The following is a 25,758-nucleotide window of genomic DNA, read 5'->3' as shown; positions in this document are numbered from 1 at the left end:
GTCAGCGACGCATCGGCGCCGCCCGCCCTTTGAGACTGTTCCCGGCCCGCGTTGCGCAAGGCCAGATGAGGTACCGGCCGGGGCCGGTACGTCAGGCAAAGATCAGAGCGTGGCCATGATCTCGCGCACGACCGGCGCGAGCTTGGGATCCTGCAAGGCCATGTGCATGGTGGCGCGGACCAGGCCGGCCTTGTTGCCGCAATCGAAGCGCGTGCCTTCGAAGCGGTACGCCAGCACATCGCCCTGCTCCTTGAGCAAGGCATCGATGGCGTCGGTCAGCTGGATTTCGCCACCGGCGCCGGGCGTGGTCTGCTCGAGCAACTGGAAAATGCGACCCGGCAGCACGTAGCGGCCGACCACGGCCAGGTTCGACGGCGCGTCGGCCGGCTTGGGCTTTTCCACCATGTGGCGAATCTTGGCGCTGCGCTCGTCCACCGGCGTGGCATCGACGATGCCGTACTTGTCGGTGTCGCTGTGCGGCACTTCTTCCACGGCGATCACGCCGGCGTTGGCCGACTGGGCGAGCTCGGCCATCTGGCGCAGCGCGCCCTTGCCCTTGTTCCAGATCAGGTCGTCCGGCAGCACCACGCCAAACGGCTCGTCGCCCACCACCGGCTTGGCGCACAGCACCGCATGCCCCAGACCGAGCGCTTCGGGCTGGGTCACGAAGATGGCGCGCACGTGCCTGGGCAAGGTGCCCTGCACCAGTGCGAGCAATTCGTCCTTGCCCTTTTCCTGCAGCTTCGCTTCCAGCTCGTAGGCCTTGTCGAAATAGTCCGCGATGGCGTGCTTGTAGCGGTTGGTGACGAAAATCAGCGTGTCCGCGCCAGCGTCCACCGCTTCATCGACGGCGTACTGGATCAACGGACGATCCAGCACCGGCAGCATTTCCTTGGCAACCACCTTGGTCGCGGGAAGAAAACGCGTGCCGAGACCGGCGACAGGAAACACGACCTTGCGCAACGGCTTACTCACTCACTTCTCTCCTGATTCATTACGACGCAGCGTCACCACGTTATCCATCTGCACCGAATCGCTCCAGCGGAACGACGGCAGCAGATTGGAGACGCATTGACGCAGCGTATCCTCGTCGTAAGCCACCACAGCGTCCGCTGCCTTGGCCATCTGCGTGTTGAGCAAATCCCATTTCACCGGACGGTATTGCGCAAGAAAGATCTTCACGTGCGTCGTCTCGATGTAATTCTCGAGCGGGTGGAACAGCTCCTCGAACAGCTTCTCACCGGAACGCAGACCGGTGTAGACGATGGGAATTTCCGTTCCCGGCTTGCGACCGGCCAGGCGGATCATCTGCTCGGCCAGATCGCGGATCTTGATCGGCTCACCCATGTCCAGCGCAAAGATCTCGCCGCCCTTGCCGATGCTGGCTGCCTGCAGGATCAGCTGGCAGGCCTCGGGGATGGTCATGAAGTAGCGGGAGATTTCCGGATGCGTGATGGTGAGCGGGCCGCCGTTGCGGATCTGCTCGCGGAACAGCGGCACCACCGAACCTGCCGAATCGAGCACATTGCCGAAGCGCACCGTGATGAAGTGCGTATTGGAATGCTCGTTGAGGTTCTGGCACCAGATTTCCGCCAGACGCTTGCAGGCGCCCATCACGCTGGTCGGGTTGACCGCCTTGTCGGTGGAAATCAGCACGAAGGCTTCCACCTGGTGGCGATCCGCCAGGTCGGCCACGTTGCGCGTGGCCAGCACATTGTTTCGGAACGCGGCGCGCAACTGGCCCTGCAACATCGGCACATGCTTGTAGGCCGCGGCGTGGAACACGACCTGCGGCTTGTATTCGCCGAACAGCTTGCGCATTGCGGCGACATCGCCGCAATCGGCGAGGACGCCTTCAAAGATCAGTTCCGGATACTCGGCGCGTAACTCCTGCGAAATCCGGTAGAGATTGAATTCGCAGTTGTCGACCACGCACAAGGCCTGCGCTCCCAGGCGCGCGACCTGGCGGCAGAGCTCCGAACCGATCGAACCGCCGCCGCCCGTCACCAGCACGCGGCGACCGGTAAGCGTGACGCGGATGGCCGTCCAATCGAGCTCCACGGTGTCGCGGCCGAGCAGATCCTCGATGGCGACTTCCTTGATCTCGTTGAAGTGCGCGCGACCGGAAACCACGTCTTCCAGCTTGGGCACGGTGCGATACGGCAGGCCACTGAGATCGCACAGCTCCACCACCCGGCGCATTTCCTGGGTGGTGGCGCCAGGCATGGCGATGAGCAGCATCTGTGCAGCCACTTCGCGTGCCAGCTCGGGAATCTGGTCGATGCGACCAAGCACCGGGCGACCATTGATGCTGGCGCCGCGCAGGCTTTCCTTGTCGTCGACGAAACCCACCACGGTGAAACCGTTGTCGCGATGCAGATCGCGCGAGAGCGCCTCGCCGGCGCGATCGGCACCCACGATAAGCACGCGCTGGGCCGGCTTGGCCTGGAACAGGTCGACCCGGCTGTCCTTCCAGAAGCGATACGCCAGGCGCGGTGTGCCGAGCAGGACCGACAGCACCACCGGGTACACCAGCAGCACCGAGCGCGGCACATCGGCAAGGCGGTTGTAGAGGATGAGCACGGCCGCGATGGCGAGCGCGCCGATGATCGCCGCACGCAGGATGTTCCACAGGTCCGGCAGGCTGGCAAAGCGCCACACGCCCTTGTACAGGCCGGTCCAGCTCAGGACCGCGCCCTGCACCAGCAGGACCAGCGGAAACTCCAGCGCGTGGAAGCTGATCGCCGCGTTGTCGATCATGGCGTAGCGCAGGGCCTTGGCGATCCACCATGCCAGCGCAGCCATCAGCAGGTCGTGGAGGACCACGGCCGTACGCGGATGAATGACACCGACCCAATTACGTAGCGACATGTCGACCCTTGTCCAAAACACGCCGCAGACTACGGCGCTTCATGAATATCCAGACGGCGGTCGCTATCAGGTAGGTACCGGTAAAGACCGGCACCGACCACGCTGGCCTGGCCCATGCGAGGAGCGCCAAGGGCGCTGCCACCAACACGTTCCAGGCCAGATAGCACGCCCCCCCCGTGGCATGCGTGAAACCACTGCGTACCATCCACTGGTACAGGTGTTCACGGTGTGCAGTGTACCAACGGCGGCCACTGACCATACGAGCCAACAGAGTAAGGCTAGCGTCCGCTACAAAAGATGAACTGAGGATCAAAGCAGGCCACAGTAAGTGCCAATCGACCCGCCAGAGCGTTGCGGTCAGGGCGAAAATCAGCAATCCCATGGTGCCGCTGCCCACATCTCCCATGAAAATGCGGGCCCGGGGCCGGTTGAAGACCCAAAAACCCAGGGCCGCCCCGGCCAGGCAGGCGCAGGCCGTCGCCAAGGCCAGTTGGGCGGCTGCAGAGGCCAACAGGGCCAATCCCACCCCGACGAAGATCACCTGCTGGGCCAGCAGGCCGTCGATGCCGTCCATGAAGTTGTGCAGGTTGATGCTCCAGCCGCCGGCGAGAACCAGCACCGGCACCCACCACCAGGACATCCCGGTGATCGCGAGCGCCATCGCCAACAAGCCAGCCGCCAACAGCTGGATGGCAAAGCGCGGCAGGATCGGCAGCGAGCGATGGTCGTCCCACCAACCCACCGCAGCGACCAGCAGCGTGGTCACGGCGAACGCTGCCACCACGACCGGCGGCAGTGCCACCGGCAGCATGATGAGGCTCAGCGGCATGGTCAGCAGCACCGCCACGACGATGCCGATGCCACCGCCACGAGGCGTGGGGACCGTATGGGAACGACGCTGCCCGGGCATGTCCATCATGCCGCGGCGATGCGCGTAGGCGATGGCGCCGCGGACGACCACCATCGCAATCACCAACGCGGCCAGCACCATCCCTAACGCCAGCGTAGCGGGAGTCATCCTTGCCTCATTCGTTGGCTACGCCGTGGATGGGACGGATCGTGCTCCAGTTCTTGCAGCTGGGGCATTGCCAGTGGTGCGCCTTGGCGCCGAAGCCGCAACGGCTGCAGCGATACATCGCCTGGCCCTCGAGCAGCTTCTTGGTGAGGTCGCGCAGGATCAGGAAGTTCTCGCGCGCCTCGCCTTCCATCTTGTCCATGGTGGCGTCGATCAAGGCCATCAGTCCGCGCACCGAGGGACGCTGGCGCAACTGGGAGGTGAGAAATTCAACAGCGGTGCGCTCACCGTCGCGCTGTTGATACAGGCGCGTCAGCGCGAGCACCGGCGAGATGCCGTGATAGCGCTCGAGGATGTCGCGCATGAAGTGCTCGGCATGCTCCATCTGCTGCGAGCGTGCATAGCTGTTGAGCAGCGGCGGCAGGATTTCCGGCACGAAGGCGATGTCCGCCTCGACGGCATGCTCATAGGCCTTGGCCGCTTCCGCGTGCTGACCTTCTTCGGCGTATAGACGTCCGGTCAGCATGAAGGCTCGCACGCAATCGGCCTGGCAGGCAAACGCCTGGCGCAGATATTCGCGCGCTTCCTGGCGGGCGCCGTGCTGTCGCGACTGTTCGGCCAGCTCGCAATAGAACTGGGCGATCATGTTCGCCTCGTCTTCGCCCGTCATCGCTTCCAGGCGGCGCGCATGCTCGATGGCCTTATGCCAGTCGCGCTCGTGCTGGTAGATCGCAATCAGGTGGCGCAGCGCGGACGGCGCATGCGCATCCATCGCCACCAGATCGGAGAACAGGGTTTCGGCGCGATCGAGCAGGCCGGCGCGCATATAGTCCTCGCCCAGCTCCAGCAGGGCGACGGTCTTCATGGCATCGGACAGACCCGGCCGCGAGACCAGATGCTGGTGCAGGCGGATCGCACGATCCACTTCACCACGACGGCGGAACAGATTGCCCAGCGCAAGATGGGTTTCCACCGTGTCGCGGTTGTATTCGGCCAGCTTGAGGAACACCTCGATGGCCTTGTCCTGCTCCTCGTTGAGCAGGTAGTTGAGGCCGCGGAAGTAGTCCGACGAAAGCTCGCTCACCTGCGCGCCTGAGCGCCGCACACCGGCCCGGCGGGCGGTCCACCAGCCACTGGCAAATGCTGCGGGTACGAGCAGGACGAGGACGTAGAGAAGCGCGCTCATGCACCAGCCGGAGAGGTTTTCGCCTTGCCATCCGCCGCGGCCGTCTTGCGGCGCAGGCGGCGATGGCGAGAACTGACGCCAAGCCAGGCGGTGAGTCCACCCAGCAGCCAGCCGATCACCAGCGCCAGCAACAGGGCGGCGCCTTTGGGCAGCTGCAGGCGGGCAAAGCCGAGGTCATAGGCGACCAGATCGGCATTGAGCGCGCCGACGACGATGCCGGCCGCAATGAAGAGGAGAAGAATCAGCGTAACGATCAGGCGCATACGGGGACTTTACCCGATTGCCGTGGAGCGGCACAGGCGGCTGTTCGGCCGACCTTCAGAATTGCGCCGCCGTTCGTTTTTTCCTGCTCCGTCCGCTGAAAAAAAGAAGGCAGGAACGGCTCATCGCCGTCCTGCCTTCCAAAGATCGTGGTGATTCCCGTCGAACGGGTGATCAATCCAGATTCAAGTTGACGCGCTCGCGCAATTCCTTGCCCGGCTTGAAATGCGGGACATGCTTGCCCGGCAGGGCTACGGCGTCGCCGGTCTTGGGATTGCGTCCCATACGCGGCGGGCGGTAGTGCAGCGCAAAGCTGCCGAAGCCTCGGACTTCGATGCGCTCGCCATTGGACAGGGCATGGCTCATCTGTTCGATCACGCTCTTGACCGCCAACTCCACGTCGGCGAACGCAAGGTGGGTCTGACGCCGTGCCAGCGCCTCAATCAATTCGGATTTGGTCATGGGTCCCCAATGTCCGTGACGTGTAACCGCGGGGCGACGTACCGCCGCCCCGCATTCCTGCTTTGCTTATTGCTTAGTCAGCCTTGTTGAGCTGCTCTTTGAGCAGCGCGCCAAGCTTGGTCGTGCCGCCGGAAGCGGACGAGTACTCAGCCATGGCATCGGCAACGTCTTCTTCGTCCTTGGCGCGGATCGACAGCTGCAGCTGGCGGCCCTTACGGTCCATGCCGGTGAACTTGGCTTCGACCTTGTCGCCAACCTTCAGATGCTGCGTGGCATCGTCGATGCGCTCCTTGGCGATGTCGTTGGCGCGAAGGTAACCCTCGACGCCCTCGCCCAGGTCGATCACGGCGCCCTTGGCATCCACTTCCTTGACGGTACCGTTGACGATGGTGCCGCGCGGGTTGGTAGCCATGAACTGACCGAACGGATCCTGCTCCATCTGCTTGATGCCGAGGGAGATGCGCTCGCGCTCCGGATCAACGGCCAGCACCACGGCTTCGATCTCGTCGCCCTTCTTGAAGTTGCGAACGAGGTCTTCGCCAGACGCCTGCCAGGAGATGTCGGACAGGTGAACCAGGCCGTCGATGCCGCCGTCCAGACCGATGAAGATGCCGAAGTCGGTGATCGACTTGATCTGACCGGACACCTTGTCGTTCTTCTTGTGCATCGCTGCGAAAGCTTCCCACGGGTTCGAGCGGGTCTGCTTGATACCCAGCGAGATGCGGCGACGCTCTTCATCCACGTCCAGGACCATGACCTCGGTCTCGTCACCGACCTGCACCACCTTGGCCGGGTTGACGTTCTTGTTGGTCCAATCCATTTCGGAAACGTGCACGAGGCCTTCCACGCCCGGCTCGATCTCAACGAAGCAACCGTAATCGGTGACGTTGGAGACCTTGCCGAACAGGCGGCTGCCGACCGGGTAGCGGCGAGCGATGGCGACCCACGGGTCGTCGCCCAGCTGCTTGAGGCCCAGCGACACGCGGTTGCGCTCGCGGTCGTACTTCAGCACGCGGACGTCCAGCTCGTCGCCGACGTTGACGACTTCGGACGGATGACGCACGCGCTTCCACGCCATGTCGGTGATGTGCAGCAGGCCGTCGATACCGCCCAGGTCCACGAACGCGCCGTAGTCGGTGAGGTTCTTGACGGTGCCCTTGACCACTGCGCCCTCGGTGAGGCGCTCAAGCAGCTTCTCGCGCTCTTCGGAGAACTCGGTCTCGACGACGGCGCGGCGGCTGACCACAACGTTGTTGCGCTTGCGGTCGAGCTTGATGATCTTGAACTCGAGGTCCTTGCCTTCCAGGTAAACCGGATCGCGGACCGGACGCACGTCGACCAGCGAGCCCGGCAGGAATGCGCGGACGTCCTTGATGTCGACGGTGAAACCACCCTTGACCTTGCCGGAAATCTTGCCGGTGATGGTCTCTTCCTTGTCGAAGGCCTGCTCGAGGTCGTCCCATACCATGGAACGCTTGGCCTTCTCACGGGAGAGCTTGGTCTCGCCGAAACCGTCTTCCAGGGCGTCGAGGGCAACCTTCACCTCGTCGCCTACCTGCACTTCCAGCTCTCCGCTCTCGTCCTTGAACTGCTCGATCGGGACGATGCCTTCGCTCTTCAGGCCAGCGTTGATCACGACGACGTCGTTGCGGATTTCCACAACGATACCCGTGACGATCGCGCCCGGCTTCAGCTTGGAGATAGCCTGTTGGCTCTGTTCAAACAGTTCGGCAAAACTTTCAGTCATGTTGATTCCAGAAATGAGAAAAGGCCTTAAGTCCTATGCGCGCCGTGGAATGAATAGCGCACAGACAGTCGGCCCACCGGTTATGGGTGTCGCCGGATCGCTCCGTTGGCACCGTTGACCAAGACCCCTGCCGCGGCAGGGGCGCCAAAAGCCGCCGGCAGCCCTGGTCAGGACTGCACGACAGCCAATACTTTCGCGACGACGACGTCGATGCCCATGCCGGTGGTATCGATGAAAACCGCATCGGCGGCCGGCTTAAGCGGCGCGACGGTTCGTGACGCATCACGTTCGTCGCGCGCCTCGATCTCGCGCTGAAGAGTGCCAAGTGTAACGCTCAGCCCCTTTTCCTTCAACTGCTTATAGCGCCTTTTCGCCCGCTCGGCGGCACTGGCGGTCAGAAACACCTTGAAGGGCGCCGAGGGGAAGATCACGGTACCCATGTCGCGACCGTCGGCAACCAGGCCCGGGGCCTTGCGAAAGCCCAGCTGCATCTCTACAAGTGCTTGACGTACCGAAGGAATCGAGGCGATGGCCGAGGCCGCCCCGCCAGCCGTTTCAGTCCGCAATTCATCCGTGGCATCGTGCCCGTTGACCATGATCCGGGTATCACTGCCATCGGTCGTCGCCACAAAGCGGATCTTGGTGGTCTGGGCGCAGCGGGTCACCGCCTCGGCGTCGGACAGGTCCAGCCCCTCCATGCCCGCCGCATAGCCCACCGCGCGGTACAGGGCGCCGGAGTCCAGCAGGCGCCAGCCCAGTTTCTCAGCGACCATGCGACTGATGGTGCCCTTGCCCGACCCCGAGGGTCCGTCGATGGTAAGTACGGGGACGGACTGCGATGAAGTCATGGGGGCTCCTGACGGCGACGAAAGAAAACGCATATGCTATCGCGTTGGTCCTCGCACGGAACGGGAGGATGTCCACTCGCCATCTCTTTCCGTCAGACCCTATGCAACTTCACACCATGACCGATCTGCGCCGCGAATTCGATCAGGCCGCCGAAGATATCCAGCGGCTTGGCCAGCGGCCGGACAACGACACCCTGCTCAAGCTCTATGCCTTGTACAAGCAAGGCTCCGAAGGCGATGTCCATGGCGACCCGCCGGGCTTCTTCGACTTCGTGGGTACCGCAAAGTACGAGGCCTGGGCCCATCTGCGCGGCGTTTCCGAAGAGGAAGCAATGCAGCGCTACATCGAGTTTGTGCAGGAACTCCTGAGCTAAGTCCCGCCCCGCATCGGGGCCGAACCCTTGTTGTATGCCCTCTCCGTCGGCTCCCAGTGAGCAGGCGATCGCGATGTTGTGCCCGCGCCTGGGGCACGAGGACATCGCCGGCCCTTGCTTTCAAACGCCTACCACAGGCACATTCATACGATCGTTTGAACCTCGTCGACGGTCCGCATGAACTTCCCACACCTGTTCTCCCCGCTCGACCTCGGGCACACCACCCTGCCCAATCGCATCCTGATGGGCTCGATGCATACCGGGCTGGAGGACAAATCCAGCGACTACGACAAGCTCGCCGCCTACTTCGCCGAGCGTGCGCGGGGCGGCGTCGGCCTGATGGTGACCGGCGGCATTGCGCCCAGCATCCAGGGATGGCTGAAGCCGTTCGGCGGCAGGCTGAGCATGCCGTGGCATGTCGCGCGCCACCGCAAGCTGACGCGGGCGGTGCATGGCGAAGGCGGCAAGCTGTGCATGCAGATACTGCATGCGGGGCGCTATGGCTATCACCCGCTTTCGGTCGCGCCATCAAAGATCAAATCCCCGATCACGCCGTTCACTCCGCGCGCGCTTTCCAGCCGCGGCGTTGAGCGCACTATCGGTGATTTCGTGGCTTGCGCGAAACTCGCCCAGGATGCCGGCTACGACGGCATCGAGGTGATGGGTTCGGAAGGCTATTTGATCAACCAGTTCCTGGCCTCGCATGCCAACCAGCGCAGCGATGCCTGGGGTGGCGATGCCGCCAGACGCATGCGTTTTCCCGTGGAAATCGTGCGCCGCACGCGCGAGGCGGTGGGTCGCGACTTCATCATCATCTATCGCCTGTCGATGCTGGACCTGGTGCAGAACGGCCAGGACTGGAGCGAGATCGTCACGCTCGCCAAGGCGATCGAAGCGGCCGGCGCCAGCATCATCAATACCGGCATCGGCTGGCACGAAGCCCGCGTGCCCACCATCGTCACCAGCGTGCCGCGCGCGGGCTTTGCGTGGGTCACCAAAAAGCTCAAGGGTGAAGTAGCAATTCCGCTGATCACCACCAACCGCATCAATATGCCGGAGGTGGCCGAGCGGGTTCTTGCCGACGGCGATGCGGACATGGTGTCGATGGCGCGCCCGTTGCTGGCCGACCCCGAGTGGGCGCTCAAGGCGAAGGTGGGACGCAGCGATCGCATCAACACGTGCATTGCGTGCAACCAGGCGTGTCTCGATCACGTCTTCAAGAATCAGCGCGCAAGTTGCCTGCTCAATCCGCGCGCCTGCCACGAAACCGAGTTGCGCATTGAGCCGACAAGTTTGCGCAAGAAGATTGCCGTGATCGGTGCCGGCCCCGCCGGCCTCGCCTGCGCGAGCACGCTGGCCGAACGCGGCCACGCGGTGACCTTGATCGACAAGGCCAGCGAAATCGGCGGCCAGTTCAACTACGCGAAGCGGATTCCCGGCAAAGAGGAATTCCACGAAACCCTGCGTTATTTCCGCCATCGCCTCGACGACGCCGGCGTGACGGTGAAACTTGGGCACGTCGCCAGCGCTGCCACGCTCGCCGCCGATGGCCACGATGAAGTGGTGGTCGCCACCGGCATCACGCCGCGTCATGTGCAGTTTCCCGGCAGCGATGACCCACGCGTGCTGAGCTACCTCGACGTGCTCGCGCGCAACAAGCCCGTGGGTCAACGTGTCGCCATCATCGGCGCCGGCGGCATTGGCTTCGACGTGGCCGAATTTCTGGTGGAACACGCGCCATCGGCCACGCTCGACGTCGCGCGCTGGACCCGCGAATGGGGCGTGGACATGCAGCTCGACAACCGCGGCGGCCTCGCCCCGGCCCATCCCGAAGCGCCGGCCCGCCAGCTATGGCTGCTGCAGCGCTCCGAAGGACGCCCCGGCGCCCGCCTCAACAAGACCACCGGCTGGGTGCATCGCGCCACGCTCAAGGCCAAGCGCGTCACCATGCTGGGCGGCGTGAGCTACGAGCGTTTCGACGACGCGGGCCTGCACATCAGGGTGGATGGGCAGCCACAGGTGCTGCCGGTGGACAACGTGATCGTCTGCGCCGGGCAGGAGCCGAATCGGTCGCTGGCGGATGCCCTGATGGCCGCTGGTGTCACCACCCATGTCATCGGCGGCGCCGATGTGGCTGCCGAGCTGGATGCCAAGCGCGCCATTGACCAGGGTACGAGGTTGGCCGCCACGCTTTGACCAAGCCTCAGTCCCCTGTGGGAGCGCACCCTGTGCGCGACTGGGGCGACCTCAGTCGCGCACAGGGTGCGCTCCCACAAGGGAGATGGTGAATCATGCCTCGGCCACAAACGACAACGCCCGGCCTTTCGGCCGGGCGCTGCGTCTGAAAAGAAAGCGCCCCGCTGGGCGACGCGTCGATGTGGGTCAGGGGGGAGGAAGACCAGACATCGCGGGGATAGCGTCGCAGCGGGGCGAGGGTCGCCGCCACCTGGGGGGAGGGGACGGTGGCGGGACGGAAGAAATAATATGATCGACGGGTTATAGAAACAAATATATATTTAGGCATCGACTTATACGAAAACCCTATTAAAGCCCTCCCATGTTCGACTTCAGACAGCTTCGTTACTTTGTAACGGTCGCCGAGGAGCTGAGCTTCACTCGCGCAGCCCAGCGGCTCTACATCTCCCAGCCACCTCTTTCCCAGCAGATACAAGCGCTTGAGAACGACTTGGGAGTGCGCCTGCTGGAACGGAACAAGCGCAACGTCGCGTTGACCGAATCCGGCAAGCTGTTCCTGGATCAGGCCAGACAGATCCTGGCCAAGGCCGAAGAGGCCCGCGCCCAGATGGCGGACGCCGCCACCGGCTTCAGCGGCAAGCTGCGGCTGGCCTATACGGTGTCGGTGACCTTCCACCCGGCCCTGCCCCAGACGTTGCTGCGCTACCGCAGCTTTGCCCCCCAGGTACGGCTGATCCTCAGCGAGATGTACACCGAGCAGCAGTACGCCGCCCTGCTGGCTGGCGAGGTGGACGTGGGCTTCGTGCGCGACGAACCCGAGCACCCTGGCATGGCCAAGCTTCTGCGGCTGGACGTGATCGACCGCGAACCTCTGCTGCTCGCCCTGCCCGCCAACCACCCGCTGGCCGACCGCGAAAGCATCTGGCTGCGCGAAGTGGCCATGGAGGCCTTCGTGGTCCAGCCTCGCGAACTGGCCGCCACGCTGTACGACCGCTTGGCGCAGATCGCCGCCAAGGCCAACTTCCACCCGCTGATCAGCCAGCAGGCGCAGCAGATCAATGGTCTGCTGGTGCTGGTGGCCGCCGGCATGGGGCTGGCCCTGGTGCCTGCCTCGATGCGCTCGGTCAGCCTGCCCGGCGTGAAATACCTGCGGCTGGAGGATCCCGATGCCTATATGCTGCTTGCCCTCGCCAGCCGGATCGACGAGCCCTCGCCAGTGGTCCGGCGCTTCCTGAGCGCCATGACCGAAGCAGATTGACCGCGACGACCGCCCGATCCGTCATGAACAGTCAATTGGCAGTCGATCCAAAGACTTGTGCGACTCCTGGAAACTGTTTACACTTGCCGTCTTGTATTTTTCTTTTAATAGTTTCAGGAGCTGGCCGTGAAGGTGCTTTCCTCTTTGAAGTCCGCCAAGGCGCGGCACCGTGACTGCAAGGTTGTGCGTCGTCGCGGCAAAGTGTTCGTGATCTGCAAGAGCAACCCGCGTTTCAAGGCTCGTCAGCGCTAATTGCTAGCTGCGATGAGTCTTAAGAAGAAGGGCCGCGAAAGCGGCCCTTTTTTGTTGCCTTGAGTTTGAACAGCGACCGGCCTTTCTGTAGGAGCGCACTTGTGCGCGACAACCCGGCGAAGCGTTGAGCTTCAGCGCTGCGGTCGCGCACAAGTGCGCTCCTACAAGGGATGGTTCCCCGCGAGATCAGGCGTAACGCACGCCCGTGATCTCGTAATGCTTCACACCATTGGGCGCGGTGAACTCGAAGCTGTCACCTTCGCTCTTGCCGATCAGCGCGCGCGCGATCGGTGAGGAGACGGCGATCAGGCGCTGCTTGATGTCGGCTTCCAGGTCGCCCACGATCTGATAGGTCACCGCTTCACCGCTGTCCTCGTCTTCCAGATCCACGGTGGCGCCGAACACCACGCGCGAACCGGCCGCAAGACGGCTGACGTCGATGACTTCGGCCGTCGACAGCAGCGCTTCCAAGGCCGCGATGCGGCCTTCGATGAAGCTCTGCTGCTCGCGTGCCGCGTGGTACTCCGCGTTCTCTTTCAGGTCGCCATGCGCGCGCGCCTCAGCGATGGCCGCGATGATATGCGGCCGATCGGTGGACTTCAGCTTTTCCAGCTCGCTACGAAGGCGCTCGGAGCCTGCCTTGGTAATGGGCGCACGACTCATGCTTTCAGTTCCTTGTGCAGTTCCTGCAGGCTGTGCACCGAGCCGTCGCCGTGATAATCCAGCGAATGCACCAGCGCGCGGGCGCCCGCGACCGTGGTGGAGTACGTGACGCGCTGCTGCAGGGCTTCACGTCGGATCGAGAACGAGTCGGCAATCGCCGCCTTGCCCTCGGTGGTGTTGACGATATAGACGATCTCGCCGTTCTTGATCAGGTCGACGATGTGCGGACGGCCTTCGATCACCTTGTTGATGCGCTCGCAGGCCACGCCATGCTCGGCCAGGTACTTGGCCGTGCCGTCAGTGGCGACCAGGCTGAAGCCGCGCTCCAGCACTTCGCGGGCGACCGGCAGCAGGCGATCCTTGTCGGCATCGCGCACCGATACGAACACCTTGCCCTTCGGCGGCGTCTTGATGCCGGCGGCATCGTGACCGCGCGCAAAGGCGGCGCCGAAGCTGCGGCCCACGCCCATCACCTCACCGGTGGAGCGCATTTCAGGACCGAGGATCGGATCCACGTTCTGGAACTTCAGGAACGGGAAGATCGCTTCCTTCACCGAGTAGTAGCTCGGGATCACTTCGCGCGTGGTGCCCTGCTCGATCAACGAGCGGCCGGCCATGGCGCGTGCGGCGATCTTGGCGAGCGGCACGCCGGTCGCCTTGGATACGAACGGCACGGTCCGCGAGGCGCGCGGGTTCACTTCGAGGATGAACACCGTATCGCCCTGGATGGCGAACTGCGTATTCATCAGGCCGATGACCTTCAGCTCCTTCGCCATCGCGGTGACCTGGCGGCGCATTTCATCCTGCACCTCCTGCGTCAGCGAGTACGGCGGCAGCGAGCAGGACGAGTCGCCCGAATGGACGCCGGCCTCTTCGATATGCTCCATGATGCCGCCGACCAGCACGTTGCCTTCGGCGTCGGCGATGATGTCCACGTCCACTTCGACCGCGTGATCGAGGAAGCGATCCAGCAGCACCGGCGAATCGTTGGAGACCTGCACGGCATCGCGGATGTAACGCGAAAGATCGGCATCGCTATAGACGATTTCCATCGCGCGGCCGCCCAGCACGTAGCTCGGACGCACCACCAGCGGGTAGCCGATTTCGCGTGCCGAGGCCAAAGCCTCTTCCGGCGTGCGCGCAGTGCGGTTCGGCGGCTGCTTCAGGCCGATCTTCTCGATCATCTGCTGGAAGCGCTCGCGATCCTCGGCCAGGTCGATGCTGTCGGGCGAAGTACCGATCACCGGTACGCCAGCCGCTTCCAGCGCACGTGCAAGCTTGAGCGGCGTCTGGCCACCGTACTGCACGATCACGCCCTTGGGCTTCTCCAGATCAACGATCTCCAGCACGTCCTCGAGCGTGAGCGGCTCGAAGTACAGGCGATCGGAGGTGTCGTAGTCGGTCGAAACCGTTTCCGGATTGCAGTTGACCATGATGGTTTCGAAACCATCCTCGCGTAGGGCGAGCGCTGCGTGCACGCAGCAGTAATCGAACTCGATACCTTGGCCGATGCGGTTCGGGCCGCCACCAAGCACGACGATCTTGTCGCGATTGGTCGGGTTGGCCTCGCACTCTTCCTCGTAGGTCGAGTACATGTAGGCCGTGGTGGTGGCGAACTCGGCGGCGCAGGAGTCCACGCGCTTGTACACCGGGCGCACGCCCAGCGTACGACGCAGATGGCGCATGGCCGCTTCATTGGTGTCGAGCAGTTCGGCCAGGCGCGCGTCGGAGAAGCCCATGCGCTTCAACTCGCGCATGCGCGCGGCGTCGAGCACGGTGATGCCCTGCGTCTGGACGTCCTTCTCGGTGAGCACGATGTCTTCGAACGCCGCCAGGAACCAGGGATCGACGCGGCTCAAACCGTACACGTCTTCCAGCGACAAGCCGGCGCGGAACGCATCGGCCAGATGGAACACGCGATCCGGACGCGGCTCGCGCAGTTCGCGCTTGAGTGCGTTGACGCCCTCTTCGGTGGTCAGATCCAGGCCGGTCGGGTTGAGGCCGGTCTTGCCGATTTCCAGGCCACGCAGCGCCTTCTGCAGCGATTCGTGGAAGGTGCGGCCCATCGCCATCACTTCGCCGACGGACTTCATCTGCGTGGTGAGGCGCGCGTCGGCCGAGGGGAACTTCTCGAACGCGAAGCGCGGAATCTTGGTGACGACGTAATCGATGCTCGGCTCGAACGAGGCCGGGGTGAGACCGCCGGTGATGTCGTTCTTGAGTTCGTCGAGCGTGTAGCCCACCGCCAGCTTCGCCGCGATCTTGGCGATCGGGAAACCGGTGGCCTTGGAAGCGAGCGCCGACGAACGCGACACGCGCGGATTCATCTCGATCACCACCACGCGGCCGTTCTCGGCATTGATGCCGAACTGCACGTTGGAGCCGCCGGTATCCACGCCGATCTTGCGCAGCACCGCGATGGATGCATCGCGCAGGCGCTGGTATTCCTTGTCGGTGAGCGTCTGCGCCGGCGCGACCGTAATCGAGTCGCCGGTGTGCACGCCCATCGGATCGAGGTTTTCGATCGAGCACACGATGATGCAGTTGTCCGCCTTGTCGCGGACCACTTCCATCTCGAATTCTTTCCAGCCGAGCACGGATTCCTCGACCAGCACTTCGCCCACCGGCGAAAGCTCGAGGCCGCGCTTGACGATCTCTTCGAATTCTTCGCGGTTGTACGCGATACCGCCACCGGAGCCGCCCAGCGTGAAGCTGGGGCGGATGATGGTGGGATAGCCCACCTTCGTCTGCGTGATCAGCGCCTGCTCGAAAGTACGAACCACTTCGGCCTTCGGGCACTCCAGGCCGATCTCGGCCATGGCGACGCGGAACAGCTCGCGGTCTTCGGCCATGCGGATGGCTTCGCGCGACGCGCCGATCAGTTCGACGTTGTACTTCTCGAGCACGCCGTGGTCGGCGAGATCCAGCGCGCAGTTGAGGCCAGTCTGGCCGCCCATCGTCGGCAGCACCGCATCGGGGCGCTCCTTGGCGATGATGCGTTCCACCGTCTGCCAGTTGATCGGCTCGATGTAGACGGCGTCGGCCGTCTCCGGGTCGGTCATGATGGTGGCGGGATTGGAGTTCACCAGGATGACGCGGTAACCCTCTTCCTTCAGCGCCTTGCAGGCCTGGGCGCCGGAGTAGTCGAACTCGCAGGCCTGGCCGATGACGATCGGACCGGCGCCGATGATGAGGATGCTCTTGATATCGGTGCGCTTAGCCATTCTTGCGGGCCTCCTGCATCAGGGCGGCAAAACGATCAAACAGGTAGCTCATCTCGTGCGGGCCGGGGCTCGCTTCCGGGTGACCCTGGAAGCAGAACGCCGGACGGTCGGTGAGCGCGAAGCCCTGCAGCGAGCCATCGAACAGCGAGGTATGGGTGACGCGCACGTTCGCCGGCAGCGTGGCCGGATCGACCGCGAAACCGTGGTTCTGCGAGGTGATCAGCACGCGGCCATCGTCCAGATCCTTCACCGGATGGTTCGCGCCGTGGTGGCCGAACTTCATCTTCAGCGTCTTGGCGCCCAGCGCCAGGCCCATGATCTGGTGACCCAGGCAGATGCCGAACAGCGGGATCTTCGCCTCTAGGAACTGCTTGGTGGCTTCCACGGCGTAGTCGCAGGCCGCCGGATCGCCGGGGCCGTTGGACAGGAACACGCCATCGGGCTTCATCGCCAGCACGTCGCCAGCCGGCGTCTGCGCAGGCACCACGGTGATGTCGCAACCCTGCTCGGCCAGCAGGCGCAGGATGTTGTACTTCACGCCGTAGTCGTAGGCCACGACCTTGAAGCGTTTGGACGGCTGGTTGAAGGCGGTGCGATCGAGGTCGTAGACGCCCTCGTTCCACTGGTAGGACTCGCCCACGCTGACCACCTTGGCCAGGTCCATGCCATTGAGGCCGGGGAAGGCGCGCGCCTTGGCAAGTGCGTCTTCGACGTCGATCTGCTCGCCGGCGACGATGCAGCCGTTCAAAGCGCCCTTGTCGCGCAGGATGCGGGTCAGGCGGCGCGTGTCGATGCCGGCCAGGGCCACGATGCCGTGGCGCTTGAGGTAATCGGTCAGGCTTTCGGTGCTGCGCCAGTTGCTGGCACGGCGCGGCACGTCGCGCACGATCAGGCCGGCGGCGTGGACCGAAGCGGACTCTTCGTCCTCGACGTTCACGCCGGTGTTGCCGATGTGCGGATAAGTCAGGGTGACAAGCTGTTTGGCGTACGAGGGATCGGTGAGGATCTCCTGGTAGCCGGTCATGGCGGTGTTGAAAACCACCTCGCCGACAGTTTCGCCAGTCGCGCCAACGGCGTAGCCGTGGAACACGCTGCCGTCTTCGAGGGCAAGCAGAGCGGGAATAGGCATCGGAGGACCGCCTTTTAGGTGCAGCAAGGTCCGCAAGCCGCACCAAAGCAGGCTTGAGGACCTTAGTCGAGGAATGTTGCAGGGCGGGTCGCAATGATAGGTGCAAGCCCACTTGGTGTCCACCAAAAACAGCTGAACGCCACCGGGAGAAAAGCCCTGCGGGCCCCTGTCCGGGCAGTACACTAGCGCGGTCTCACCCATGCTCGGACATCCATGAACTCAGTCGCGCTGCTCGATCCCGCCCGTCTTGACCGACCGGACACCGACATCAGGGCGGAGCCGTTCCCGTTCCTGATCGCGCACGGTCAGTTGCCGGACGAGGCGCGCGGCGACCTGGAGCGCGATTTTCCGCGCTATGCGAGCGCCGGTTTCTTCCCGTATGACGCCAGCGACTGCGGCCCCTCGATCAATGCACTGGTGAACCGCCTGAGCTCGGCCGAGTTCGCCCGCGCCATCGGCGAGCGCCTGGGGATCGAGAACCTGGGCCAGTACCCCACCCTCATCACGCTGTGCCGGTCGCTCAACAAGCGCCACGGGACCATCCATACGGACAGCAAGTCCAAGGTGGCCACGGCTCTGCTCTACCTCAACAACCTCTGGCCGGACACCAGCGACGGCTGTCTGCGCTTTCTGGGCAGTATCGACAGCATCGACAGCATGATCGCGCCGGAGCTCAAGCCGCTCTACGGCGAATTTGCGGTGTTCAAGCGCTGTGAGAATTCCTTCCACGGCCACCTGCCCTACGAGGGCGAGCGCCGCGTGATCCAGGTGGCCTGGCTCACCAGCGAAGAAGAAAAGCTGCGCAAGACCAAGCGCGGCAAATTTGCGCGCGCGTTCAAGAAGATCTTCGGCTCGCTTGATCGCAAGCTGGGCGCCGACCGCGATCGCAACGCCGCGCATCGCGACTGATCAGCGAGGGCGCACTCAGCGGTGCGCCCTGCCCCGGGTGCTTACAGCTGCGTCCCGTAGTGCCACGCGATATAGGCAGCAAACACGCCGTAGAGCAGCCCCACCGGCACCAGAGAGCGGGCATCCACGCGTCCGCGACGGAACAACTGCCACAGGTAGATGATGGCCACACCGGTGAGCACGCCCGCCACCATCAGCGGCGCATCGAACAGCCACGGCGTGGCAAATAGCGCCAGCGAGCTGGGGATGGTCGCCTGAATCATCATGGCGCCGGAGATATTGGCCAGCGCCAGGCGCTCCTTGCCCTGACGCACCCAGATCAGCGCATTCATGGTCTCAGGCAGCTCGGTGGCCACCGGGCTCAGCACCAGCGCCACCAGATGTGGCGAGAGATTGAGCGCAATGCCGATCGCTTCGATCTGTTTGACGAAGGTATGCGACGCGAAGGCAATGACGATCAGCGCCAGCGTGGTCTGCGCAATCACCCACCAGATCGACGGATCGATCGCCTTGGGCTGGAACTTCAGCGGCTCGAGTTCTTCTTCCTCAGGTGCGGTGTCGGAAGACTTCAACTCGCGCCACACGTACAAGCCATAGGCGGCCAGGAACAGCACACCGAGCCACGGCTTGAAGGCAAATGCGACCAGGCCAAGCGTGCACTTCACCACGAAGATCGCCAGGAACCACGACTGATCGCGCGCCAGGCGTCCGTGCGCCACACGCACTTGATGGTCGGCACGCTGCAGCTTGTGGCGATTCATCCACAGCGCCACGCCGACCACCGCGTACGCGATCGTCGCCAGCACCAAGGGGCCGCCGAGCGCGGCGCCCACGCCAATGTCTTTTTGCTCGGGCGTCTTGCCGAGGATCACCGCGACAAAGGTCACCGCGCTTTCCGGCAACGCCGTGCCGAAGGCCGCCAGCACGGTGCCTGTAGCCGTCGCGCCCAGGTTGAGCTTCTGGCCGAACCATTCCACGCCGTTGACGAAATATTCGCAGGCGAGATAGATCGCACCGGCCGAGAGCAGGAACAACAGGGCAATGAGCATGCTTTTTCCAAGGCCGGGCGAGCGGAAAACCATTGGCGCAGCGACGCGAGCTCGCCCGGCAGGGTGAGCGCGTCGCGGCCAAAGGTCTCGCCGGGCTGCCGGAACCAGAAGGAACCGGTGACCATCCACGCCATGAAGCCGAAGCTTCAAGTCTGTTGACGCGGATTCCTCTAGAAGCAACCGGAGGCCGGTTGCGTGGGGTGAGGATGGCTACTCCCCAATGACAACACACGGGATTTTAGAGGCCCCGCCGCCCCCAGGCAAGCGAGCGCCAGGAACGCGACGCGTTTTCGCGCCGCATCGGCTCAGCGCGAGGCCCGATCCGCCAGCATCGCATCGAGATCGTAATCGCCCGCTTCGCGACCGCTGAGCCAATGTGCAGCCTCAAGTGCGCCGCGGGCAAAGATCGAACGATCGGTGGCGCGATGGACCAGCTCCACACGTTCACCCTGTCCCATCAGCAACACTTCGTGCTCGCCGACGATATCGCCGCCGCGCACCACCGCGAAGCCGATGGTGCCCTGCTGACGCGGACCCACCCGCCCTTCGCGCGCGTACACCGCGCTCTCGCGCAGCGACGTGCCGCGTGCGGACGCTGCCGCCTCGCCCAGCGCGAGCGCCGTACCCGATGGCGCATCTTCCTTGCGGTTGTGGTGCGCCTCGATGATGTCCAGATCCCAATCCGGCAAGGCTGCAGCAGCCTGGCGCAGCAGTCGCGTAAGCACCGCCACGCCCAGGCTGAAGTTCGCCGAGCGCAGCAAGGCGATGCGGGCCGCCGAGGCGTTGAGGCGTTGCGCAAAGGTCGCGTCCAGGCCGGTGGTGCCGGTGACCAGCGCCACGCCATGCGATTCGCAATAGGTCAGCGCTTCGGCCAGACCCGCCGGGCCGCTGAAATCCACCACCACGTCCAGCGCATCGGCCGCCGGCCATTCATGCGTATAGGCCAGCGAGCCCTCGCATGCATCGACGGGCTGACCCAGCCTGGACGATTCGGGCGAGGCGATTGCAGCGACCAGCGCGAAGCGGGCATCGTCCTTCACCAAGGTCAGCAAGGCCTGTCCCATGCGGCCAGTGGCGCCATTGATGGCAAGGCGGACGGGCTGGGTCATAGATGGCTTCCTTTCTCGGGCACGACGGACATGAGAGGCGATGCTACCGCCTGCGGGCGCCCGCGTGCGTAGCCGCCGTCAACGGGGTTCCACAAAAAGCAAAGCCCCGGCGGGAGCCAGGGCTTTGTGGGCCGGCGGATCGCGTGAACTTACGAGGTGACGCGCGACCAGAACTGCTTGACGCCATCGACCCAGGTCTTGGCGCGCGGCGTGTGCTTGTCGGCCTCGCCATCGGCAAAGGTTGCCTCAAGCTGCTCGAACAGGTCGCGCTGCTGTTTGGTGAGACGCACCGGCGTTTCCACTACCACGCGGCAAATGAGATCACCGTTGCGAGTGCTGCGCACCGACTTCACGCCGCGGCCGCGCAGACGGAACATCTGGCCCGTCTGCGTTTCCGGCGGAATATTGATCGGCACTTCGCCTTCCAGCGTGGGCACCAGCAACTCCGCACCCAGCGCCGCCTGCGCAAAACGGATCGGCAGCTCGCAATGCAGATCATTGCCGTCACGCTGGAAGATGGCGTGATCGCGCACGCGCACTTCAACGTAAAGGTCACCGGCTTCGCCACCGGTCGGACCGGCTTCGCCCTGCCCGGTCAGGCGGATCCGATCGCCGTTGTCGACGCCGGCAGGAATGTTCACCGACAGCTGGCGAGTTTCTTCCAGACGGCCTTCGCCATCGCACTGCTTGCAGGGCTTCTCGATCGCCTGGCCGCTGCCGCCGCAATGCGGGCAGGCCTGCTGGATGGAGAAAATGCCGTTCTGCATGCGCACGCGGCCATGGCCTGCGCAGGTCTTGCAGGTCACCGTCTTGCCGTCGGCCGAACCGCTGCCGTTGCAGTGATGGCAATTGACCTGGGTGGGAATCTCGATCTTCTTCTCGACGCCGAAGACGGCTTCTTCCAGATCGAGCTCCATGATGTAGCGCAGGTCGGAGCCGCGACGCGAACGTCCGCGTCCGCCGCCACCGCCCATGCCGAAAATGTCGCCAAAGATATCGCCGAAGATGTCGCCCATGTCGCCAAAGCCACCGGCGCCGCCGCGACCGCCCATGCCGTGCTCGAACGCGGCATGGCCGTGCTGGTCATACATCGCGCGCTTCTGCGCGTCGGCCAGCACTTCGTAGGCCTCCTTGGCCTCTTTGAATTTCTCTTGCGCATGCGGATCGTCCGGACAACGGTCCGGGTGGTACTTCATCGCCAGTCGACGGAACGACTTCTTCAGTTCGACCTCGGTGACGGTACGTTCTACACCCAGGACTTCGTAGTAATCACGCTTGCTCATCGTTGCATCCGGCATGGACTGCTCTCTTACTCATGAATCGTAGGACCCATGTCTACTCAACAAACAGCCCGCGCCTAGGTGAACTCCCGGGCGCGGGCTGCGTCAGATCGGCAGCGCCGACCGGCCAATATTACTTTTTCTCGTCCTTGACTTCAGTGAACTCGGCATCGACCACGTCGTCGTGGCCGGCCGGGCCGCCCTGCTGCTGACCGCCCGCGTGTGCGCCGGCATCAGCCTGGGCACCGCCCTGGGCCGCGGCGTACAGCGCCTGGGCGACCTGCTCGAGCTTCTCGATCTTCGAATCGATGGCCGACTTGTCGTCGCTGTCCTTGACCTTTTCCAGATCCGACAAGGCGCCTTCGATCGTGCTCAGCTGATCGGCCGGCACCTTGCCGCCGTGCTCTTTGAGCGCGCTGCGGGTGGCGTGGACCAGCTGGTCGGCCTTGTTGCGGGTGCCGACGAGTTCGTGGAACTTCTTGTCTTCTTCCTTGTTGGCCTCGGCGTCGGCCACCATGCGGTTGATCTCTTCCTCGGACAGGCCCGAGCCGGCCTTGATCTCGATCTTCTGTTCCTTGCCGGTCTTCTTGTCCTTGGCCGAGACGTGCAGGATGCCGTTGGCGTCGATGTCGAAGGTGACCTCGATCTGCGGCATGCCGCGAGGTGCAGCGTCGATGCCCTGCAGGTCGAACTTGCCCAGCGACTTGTTGGCGCTGGCGCGCTCGCGCTCACCCTGCAGCACGTGCACGGTCACCGCGGTCTGGTTGTCGTCGGCGGTGGAGAACACCTGCGAGGCCTTGGTCGGCACGGTGGTGTTCTTCTCGATCAGCTTGGTCATCACGCCGCCCATCGTCTCGATGCCGAGCGACAGCGGGGTGACGTCCAGCAGCAGCACGTCCTTGACGGTGCCGCCCAGCACGCCGCCCTGGATCGCGGCGCCGACAGCGACGGCCTCGTCCGGGTTGACGTCCTTGCGCGGTTCCTTGCCGAAGAAGTCTTTCACCGACTCCTGCACCTTGGGCATGCGGGTCTGGCCACCGACGAGGATCACCTCATTGATGTCGGACACGCGCAGGCCGGCGTCATTCAACGCGGTGCGGCACGGCTCGATGGTGCGCTTGACCAGGTCTTCCACCAGCGCTTCGAGCTTGGCGCGGGTGAGCTTGATGTTGAGGTGCTTCGGACCGGAGGCGTCGGCCGTGATGTACGGCAGGTTCACTTCGGTCTGGTGGCTGGAGGACAGCTCGATCTTGGCGCGCTCGGCGGCGTCCTTCAGGCGCTGCAGCGCGAGCGGATCCTTGCGCAGGTCCATGCCCTGGTCTTTCTTGAATTCTTCGACGAGGTAGTCGATGACGCGCATGTCGAAGTCTTCGCCACCCAGGAAGGTGTCGCCATTGGTGGCCAGCACTTCGAACTGCTTCTCGCCGTCGACTTCGGCGATCTCGATGATGGACACGTCGAACGTGCCGCCGCCGAGGTCGTACACGGCGATCTTGCGGTCGCCGCCCTTCTTGTCCAGACCGTAGGCCAGTGCGGCGGCGGTCGGCTCGTTGATGATGCGCTTGACGTCCAGGCCCGCGATGCGGCCGGCGTCCTTGGTGGCCTGGCGCTGGCTGTCGTTGAAGTAGGCCGGCACGGTGATCACGGCTTCGGTCACCGGCTCGCCGAGATAGTCTTCGGCGGTCTTCTTCATCTTCATGAGGACCTTGGCCGAGATCTCCTGCGGAGCCATCTTGCGGCCATCAGCCGTTTCGACCCAGGCGTCGCCGTTTTCGTGCGCCACGATGCCGTAGGGCACGATGTGCAGGTCTTTCTGCACTTCCGCGTCGGTGAACTTGCGGCCGATCAGGCGCTTCACCGCGTAGAAGGTGTTCTTGGGGTTGGTCACGCTCTGGCGCTTGGCCGGCGCGCCCACCATGACTTCGTTGTCCTTGGTGAAAGCGACGATGGACGGCGTGGTGCGATCGCCTTCCGAGTTCTCGATGACCTTGGCGGTGGTGCCGTCCATCACGGCAACGCACGAGTTGGTCGTGCCCAGGTCGATACCGATGATTTTACCCATGTTGTTTACTCCCGAATTCTTTAAGCGACCCCTCGGCCGCAACTGTTTTGTCAGATGGGGTTTGCCGCGTGGCATCTCAATGCCGACAAGACCCCGGATGCCTTGCCACCGTTGCCGACAGGGGACGCCATTCAGGCGTCCTCGACCGCCGGCGCGGGCGTCATTCCTTGGCGACCGCCACCAACGCCGGGCGCAGCAGCCTGTCGTTCAACACGTAGCCCTTCTGCAGCACGTTGACGACCGTGTTGGGGGCCGCGCCCGGGGCCTCCACCATGCTCACCGCGTGATGCCGCTCCGGATCCAGCGGCTGACCCAGCGGATCGACCTGCACCAGGCCGTTGTTCTCGGCGATCTTCAGCAGCGACTTGAGCGTGAGCGCAATGCCCTCGCGCACGCTGGCGATATCACCGCCTTCCACCTGCAGGCCGCGCTCCAGCCCGTCATAGACCGGCAGCAGCTCGTTGAGCAGCTTCTCGTTGGCGAAGCGGCGAGCCTGCTCCACGTCGCGATGAAGTCGGCGACGCTGGTTCTCGATTTCCGCCTTTTCGCGCAGCACGGTGTCGCGCAGCTCTACGTTGCTGGTTTCCAGTTCGGCGATACGCGACTTCAGCGCTTCCAGTTCGGCGCTGCCCGTCTCGCCCTGCTGGCCTGGCGTCTCGTTGGACACCGTTGGGTCGTTGCTTTGCATGAATCACTCCAAGCCTTATCCGTGGCCGGTGCATCGCGCACCAACCGTCAAACACTTGCGGGTAAAACCCCGCCTCCCGAGCGGGTTATAAGGTCGTAGCGACGCGATTCAAGGCGTCGCTAAGCAATCCGGCCGTGGCTTGTACCACGGGAATCACCCGTTCATAGGCCATGCGGGTGGGTCCGATGACCCCCACCGCGCCCAGCACGCGACCCTGCGCACCATAGCTGGCCGTGACCACACTGCAACCATCAAGTGCGGCAAAACCCGATTCTTCGCCAATAAACAGCCGCACGCCGGGGGCCTTGGCACACACTTCCATCAGCTGCAGCAGCTCGTTTTTCTGCTGGAAGGCCTCGAACAGCTCGCGCAGGCGCTCTAAGTTCGCTAGTTCCGAATAACCCATCAAGTTGGTCTGGCCGCTGACCAGCACGTCGTCGCTTTCGGTCTGGGGTGCGAACGAGGCCGCGGCCAGTTCCACCGCGCTGGACATCAGGCGGTTGAGTTCGCCGCTGGTCTCGCGCAACTCGCGCAGCAGATGGGCGCGGATATCGTCCAGGCGCAGGCCGGCGAACTGGGTATTGAGGTAGTTGGCGGCGTGCTCCAGCTCGCGCGCGTCCAGCGGCTTGGCCAGCTGCACAATGCGGTTCTGTACCTGGTTGTCCGAGAACACCAGGATCACCAGCACGCGGGCGTCCGGCAGGGCCACGAAATCGATGTGGCGCAACGGGAAATCCGCCTGGCGCGGCACGGTGACCACGCCGGCGAACTGCGTCATGGCCGAAAGAAGCGTCGACACATTGCCCAGCAGGTCGCGGGTGGTGGTGGGGCCCGGCGGCAGCTCGCGGCGCAGGCGGGCCATCTCGTCCTGCGGCAGCGGCTGCAGTTCGATCAGGCTGTCCACGAACAGGCGCAGGCCACGCGGCGTAGGCACGCGGCCGGCCGAGGTATGCGGCGAAGCGACCAGGCCCGCCTCTTCCAGGTCGGCCATGATGTTGCGGATGGTGGCCGGGCTGACGTCCAGGCCGGACGAACGCGAAAGCGTGCGCGAGCCGACAGGCTCGCCATCGGCGAGGTACTGGGCGATCAATGTGCGCAAGAGGCGTCGTGCGCGGGCATCGAGAGGGGCGGCTGGCATGCTGTATCGCTTCGTGAGACACACAAGAAATAAGGTC

The 25,758-nt window shown here is 64.1% G+C and carries 22 protein-coding genes and 1 riboswitch; of the genes, 5 read left to right on the top strand and 17 right to left on the bottom strand.

All coding sequences use genetic code 11. From position 1 onward, the window contains the following. Positions 1-102: 102 nt before the first annotated feature. The 8 genes from galU to cmk all read right to left on the bottom strand — a co-directional run bounded on the left by galU (position 103) and on the right by cmk (position 8,390). A complete protein-coding gene (galU, locus tag AC1DKY_RS13805; RefSeq protein WP_441604149.1) occupies positions 103-975 on the bottom strand; it encodes a UTP--glucose-1-phosphate uridylyltransferase GalU in 873 nt (290 codons plus the stop codon). Next, a complete protein-coding gene (locus AC1DKY_RS13800; protein ID WP_441604148.1) occupies positions 976-2,871 on the bottom strand; it encodes a polysaccharide biosynthesis protein in 1,896 nt (631 codons plus the stop codon). Continuing rightward, positions 2,858-3,889 (bottom strand): MraY family glycosyltransferase, encoded by a 1,032-nt coding sequence (locus tag AC1DKY_RS13795; RefSeq protein WP_441604147.1) that lies wholly within the window; start codon positions 3,887-3,889, stop codon positions 2,858-2,860. The genes AC1DKY_RS13800 and AC1DKY_RS13795 overlap by 14 nt, the downstream gene beginning before the upstream one ends. A 7-nt stretch (positions 3,890-3,896) precedes the next feature. After that, positions 3,897-5,072: a lipopolysaccharide assembly protein LapB gene (gene lapB, locus AC1DKY_RS13790; protein WP_121880817.1), complete on the bottom strand. Its 1,176-nt coding sequence runs from the start codon at positions 5,070-5,072 to the stop codon at positions 3,897-3,899. Beyond that, a complete protein-coding gene (locus tag AC1DKY_RS13785; protein ID WP_441604146.1) occupies positions 5,069-5,335 on the bottom strand; it encodes a lipopolysaccharide assembly protein LapA domain-containing protein in 267 nt (88 codons plus the stop codon). The genes lapB and AC1DKY_RS13785 overlap by 4 nt, the downstream gene beginning before the upstream one ends. Before the next feature lie 172 nt (positions 5,336-5,507). Further along, positions 5,508-5,795: an integration host factor subunit beta gene (locus tag AC1DKY_RS13780; RefSeq protein ID WP_046973381.1), complete on the bottom strand. Its 288-nt coding sequence runs from the start codon at positions 5,793-5,795 to the stop codon at positions 5,508-5,510. Positions 5,796-5,868: 73 nt separating this feature from the next. Further along, positions 5,869-7,542: a 30S ribosomal protein S1 gene (gene rpsA, locus AC1DKY_RS13775; protein ID WP_204636274.1), complete on the bottom strand. Its 1,674-nt coding sequence runs from the start codon at positions 7,540-7,542 to the stop codon at positions 5,869-5,871. Between the two features lie 167 nt (positions 7,543-7,709). Further along, complete coding sequence (gene cmk / locus AC1DKY_RS13770; protein WP_441604145.1) at positions 7,710-8,390, bottom strand: (d)CMP kinase; 681 nt, start codon at positions 8,388-8,390, stop codon at positions 7,710-7,712. 116 nt (positions 8,391-8,506) lie between these two features. Between cmk and AC1DKY_RS13765 the strand changes: the two genes are divergently transcribed. The 4 genes from AC1DKY_RS13765 (at position 8,507) to ykgO (ending at position 12,470) form a co-directional block, all read left to right on the top strand. Beyond that, positions 8,507-8,764 carry an acyl-CoA-binding protein gene (locus AC1DKY_RS13765; RefSeq protein ID WP_046973383.1) on the top strand — a complete coding sequence of 86 codons (258 nt, stop codon included), beginning with the start codon at positions 8,507-8,509 and terminating at the stop codon, positions 8,762-8,764. A gap of 177 nt (positions 8,765-8,941) precedes the next feature. Next, on the top strand, positions 8,942-10,960 hold the full coding sequence (locus tag AC1DKY_RS13760; RefSeq protein WP_441604144.1) for an FAD-dependent oxidoreductase: 2,019 nt from the start codon (positions 8,942-8,944) through the stop codon (positions 10,958-10,960). 361 nt (positions 10,961-11,321) lie between these two features. Continuing rightward, on the top strand, positions 11,322-12,218 hold the full coding sequence (locus tag AC1DKY_RS13755) for a LysR substrate-binding domain-containing protein (protein WP_441604143.1): 897 nt from the start codon (positions 11,322-11,324) through the stop codon (positions 12,216-12,218). Positions 12,219-12,344: 126 nt separating this feature from the next. Next, a complete protein-coding gene (gene ykgO / locus AC1DKY_RS13750; protein WP_010342887.1) occupies positions 12,345-12,470 on the top strand; it encodes a type B 50S ribosomal protein L36 in 126 nt (41 codons plus the stop codon). A 186-nt stretch (positions 12,471-12,656) separates the two neighbouring features. Here ykgO and greA read toward each other — a convergent pair whose 3' ends face one another. The 3 genes from greA to carA are packed head-to-tail and all read right to left on the bottom strand — an operon-like array spanning position 12,657 to position 17,486. After that, positions 12,657-13,133 carry a transcription elongation factor GreA gene (greA, locus tag AC1DKY_RS13745; RefSeq protein ID WP_441604142.1) on the bottom strand — a complete coding sequence of 159 codons (477 nt, stop codon included), beginning with the start codon at positions 13,131-13,133 and terminating at the stop codon, positions 12,657-12,659. Continuing rightward, positions 13,130-16,357: a carbamoyl-phosphate synthase large subunit gene (gene carB, locus AC1DKY_RS13740; RefSeq protein WP_441604141.1), complete on the bottom strand. Its 3,228-nt coding sequence runs from the start codon at positions 16,355-16,357 to the stop codon at positions 13,130-13,132. Before carB ends, greA begins: the two co-directional genes overlap by 4 nt. Next, positions 16,350-17,486 carry a glutamine-hydrolyzing carbamoyl-phosphate synthase small subunit gene (gene carA, locus AC1DKY_RS13735; protein WP_441604140.1) on the bottom strand — a complete coding sequence of 379 codons (1,137 nt, stop codon included), beginning with the start codon at positions 17,484-17,486 and terminating at the stop codon, positions 16,350-16,352. The genes carB and carA overlap by 8 nt, the downstream gene beginning before the upstream one ends. 213 nt (positions 17,487-17,699) lie before the next feature. On the opposite strand from carA, the gene AC1DKY_RS13730 reads away from it, so the two are divergent. After that, positions 17,700-18,395 (top strand): 2OG-Fe(II) oxygenase, encoded by a 696-nt coding sequence (locus tag AC1DKY_RS13730; protein WP_441604139.1) that lies wholly within the window; start codon positions 17,700-17,702, stop codon positions 18,393-18,395. A gap of 41 nt (positions 18,396-18,436) precedes the next feature. Here AC1DKY_RS13730 and AC1DKY_RS13725 read toward each other — a convergent pair whose 3' ends face one another. The 6 genes from AC1DKY_RS13725 to hrcA form a co-directional block, all read right to left on the bottom strand. After that, complete coding sequence (locus tag AC1DKY_RS13725) at positions 18,437-19,444, bottom strand: sodium:calcium antiporter (protein ID WP_441604138.1); 1,008 nt, start codon at positions 19,442-19,444, stop codon at positions 18,437-18,439. A gap of 101 nt (positions 19,445-19,545) precedes the next feature. Next, positions 19,546-19,679: riboswitch (yybP-ykoY riboswitch) on the bottom strand. Between the two features lie 70 nt (positions 19,680-19,749). After that, the gene (gene dapB / locus AC1DKY_RS13720; RefSeq protein WP_441604137.1) at positions 19,750-20,553 is read right to left on the bottom strand and encodes a 4-hydroxy-tetrahydrodipicolinate reductase; all 804 of its coding nucleotides are present in this window, start codon (positions 20,551-20,553) and stop codon (positions 19,750-19,752) included. A gap of 149 nt (positions 20,554-20,702) precedes the next feature. After that, on the bottom strand, positions 20,703-21,836 hold the full coding sequence (gene dnaJ / locus AC1DKY_RS13715) for a molecular chaperone DnaJ (protein WP_441604136.1): 1,134 nt from the start codon (positions 21,834-21,836) through the stop codon (positions 20,703-20,705). Between the two features lie 130 nt (positions 21,837-21,966). After that, complete coding sequence (gene dnaK, locus AC1DKY_RS13710; protein WP_441604135.1) at positions 21,967-23,895, bottom strand: molecular chaperone DnaK; 1,929 nt, start codon at positions 23,893-23,895, stop codon at positions 21,967-21,969. 160 nt (positions 23,896-24,055) lie between these two features. Beyond that, complete coding sequence (gene grpE / locus AC1DKY_RS13705) at positions 24,056-24,583, bottom strand: nucleotide exchange factor GrpE (protein WP_441604134.1); 528 nt, start codon at positions 24,581-24,583, stop codon at positions 24,056-24,058. A gap of 85 nt (positions 24,584-24,668) precedes the next feature. Beyond that, complete coding sequence (gene hrcA, locus AC1DKY_RS13700; RefSeq protein WP_441604133.1) at positions 24,669-25,721, bottom strand: heat-inducible transcriptional repressor HrcA; 1,053 nt, start codon at positions 25,719-25,721, stop codon at positions 24,669-24,671. Positions 25,722-25,758 lie beyond the last annotated feature (37 nt).

The organism is Dyella sp. 01N448 (assembly GCF_056399225.1).
This window is presented reverse-complemented; position numbering and strand designations above follow the sequence as displayed.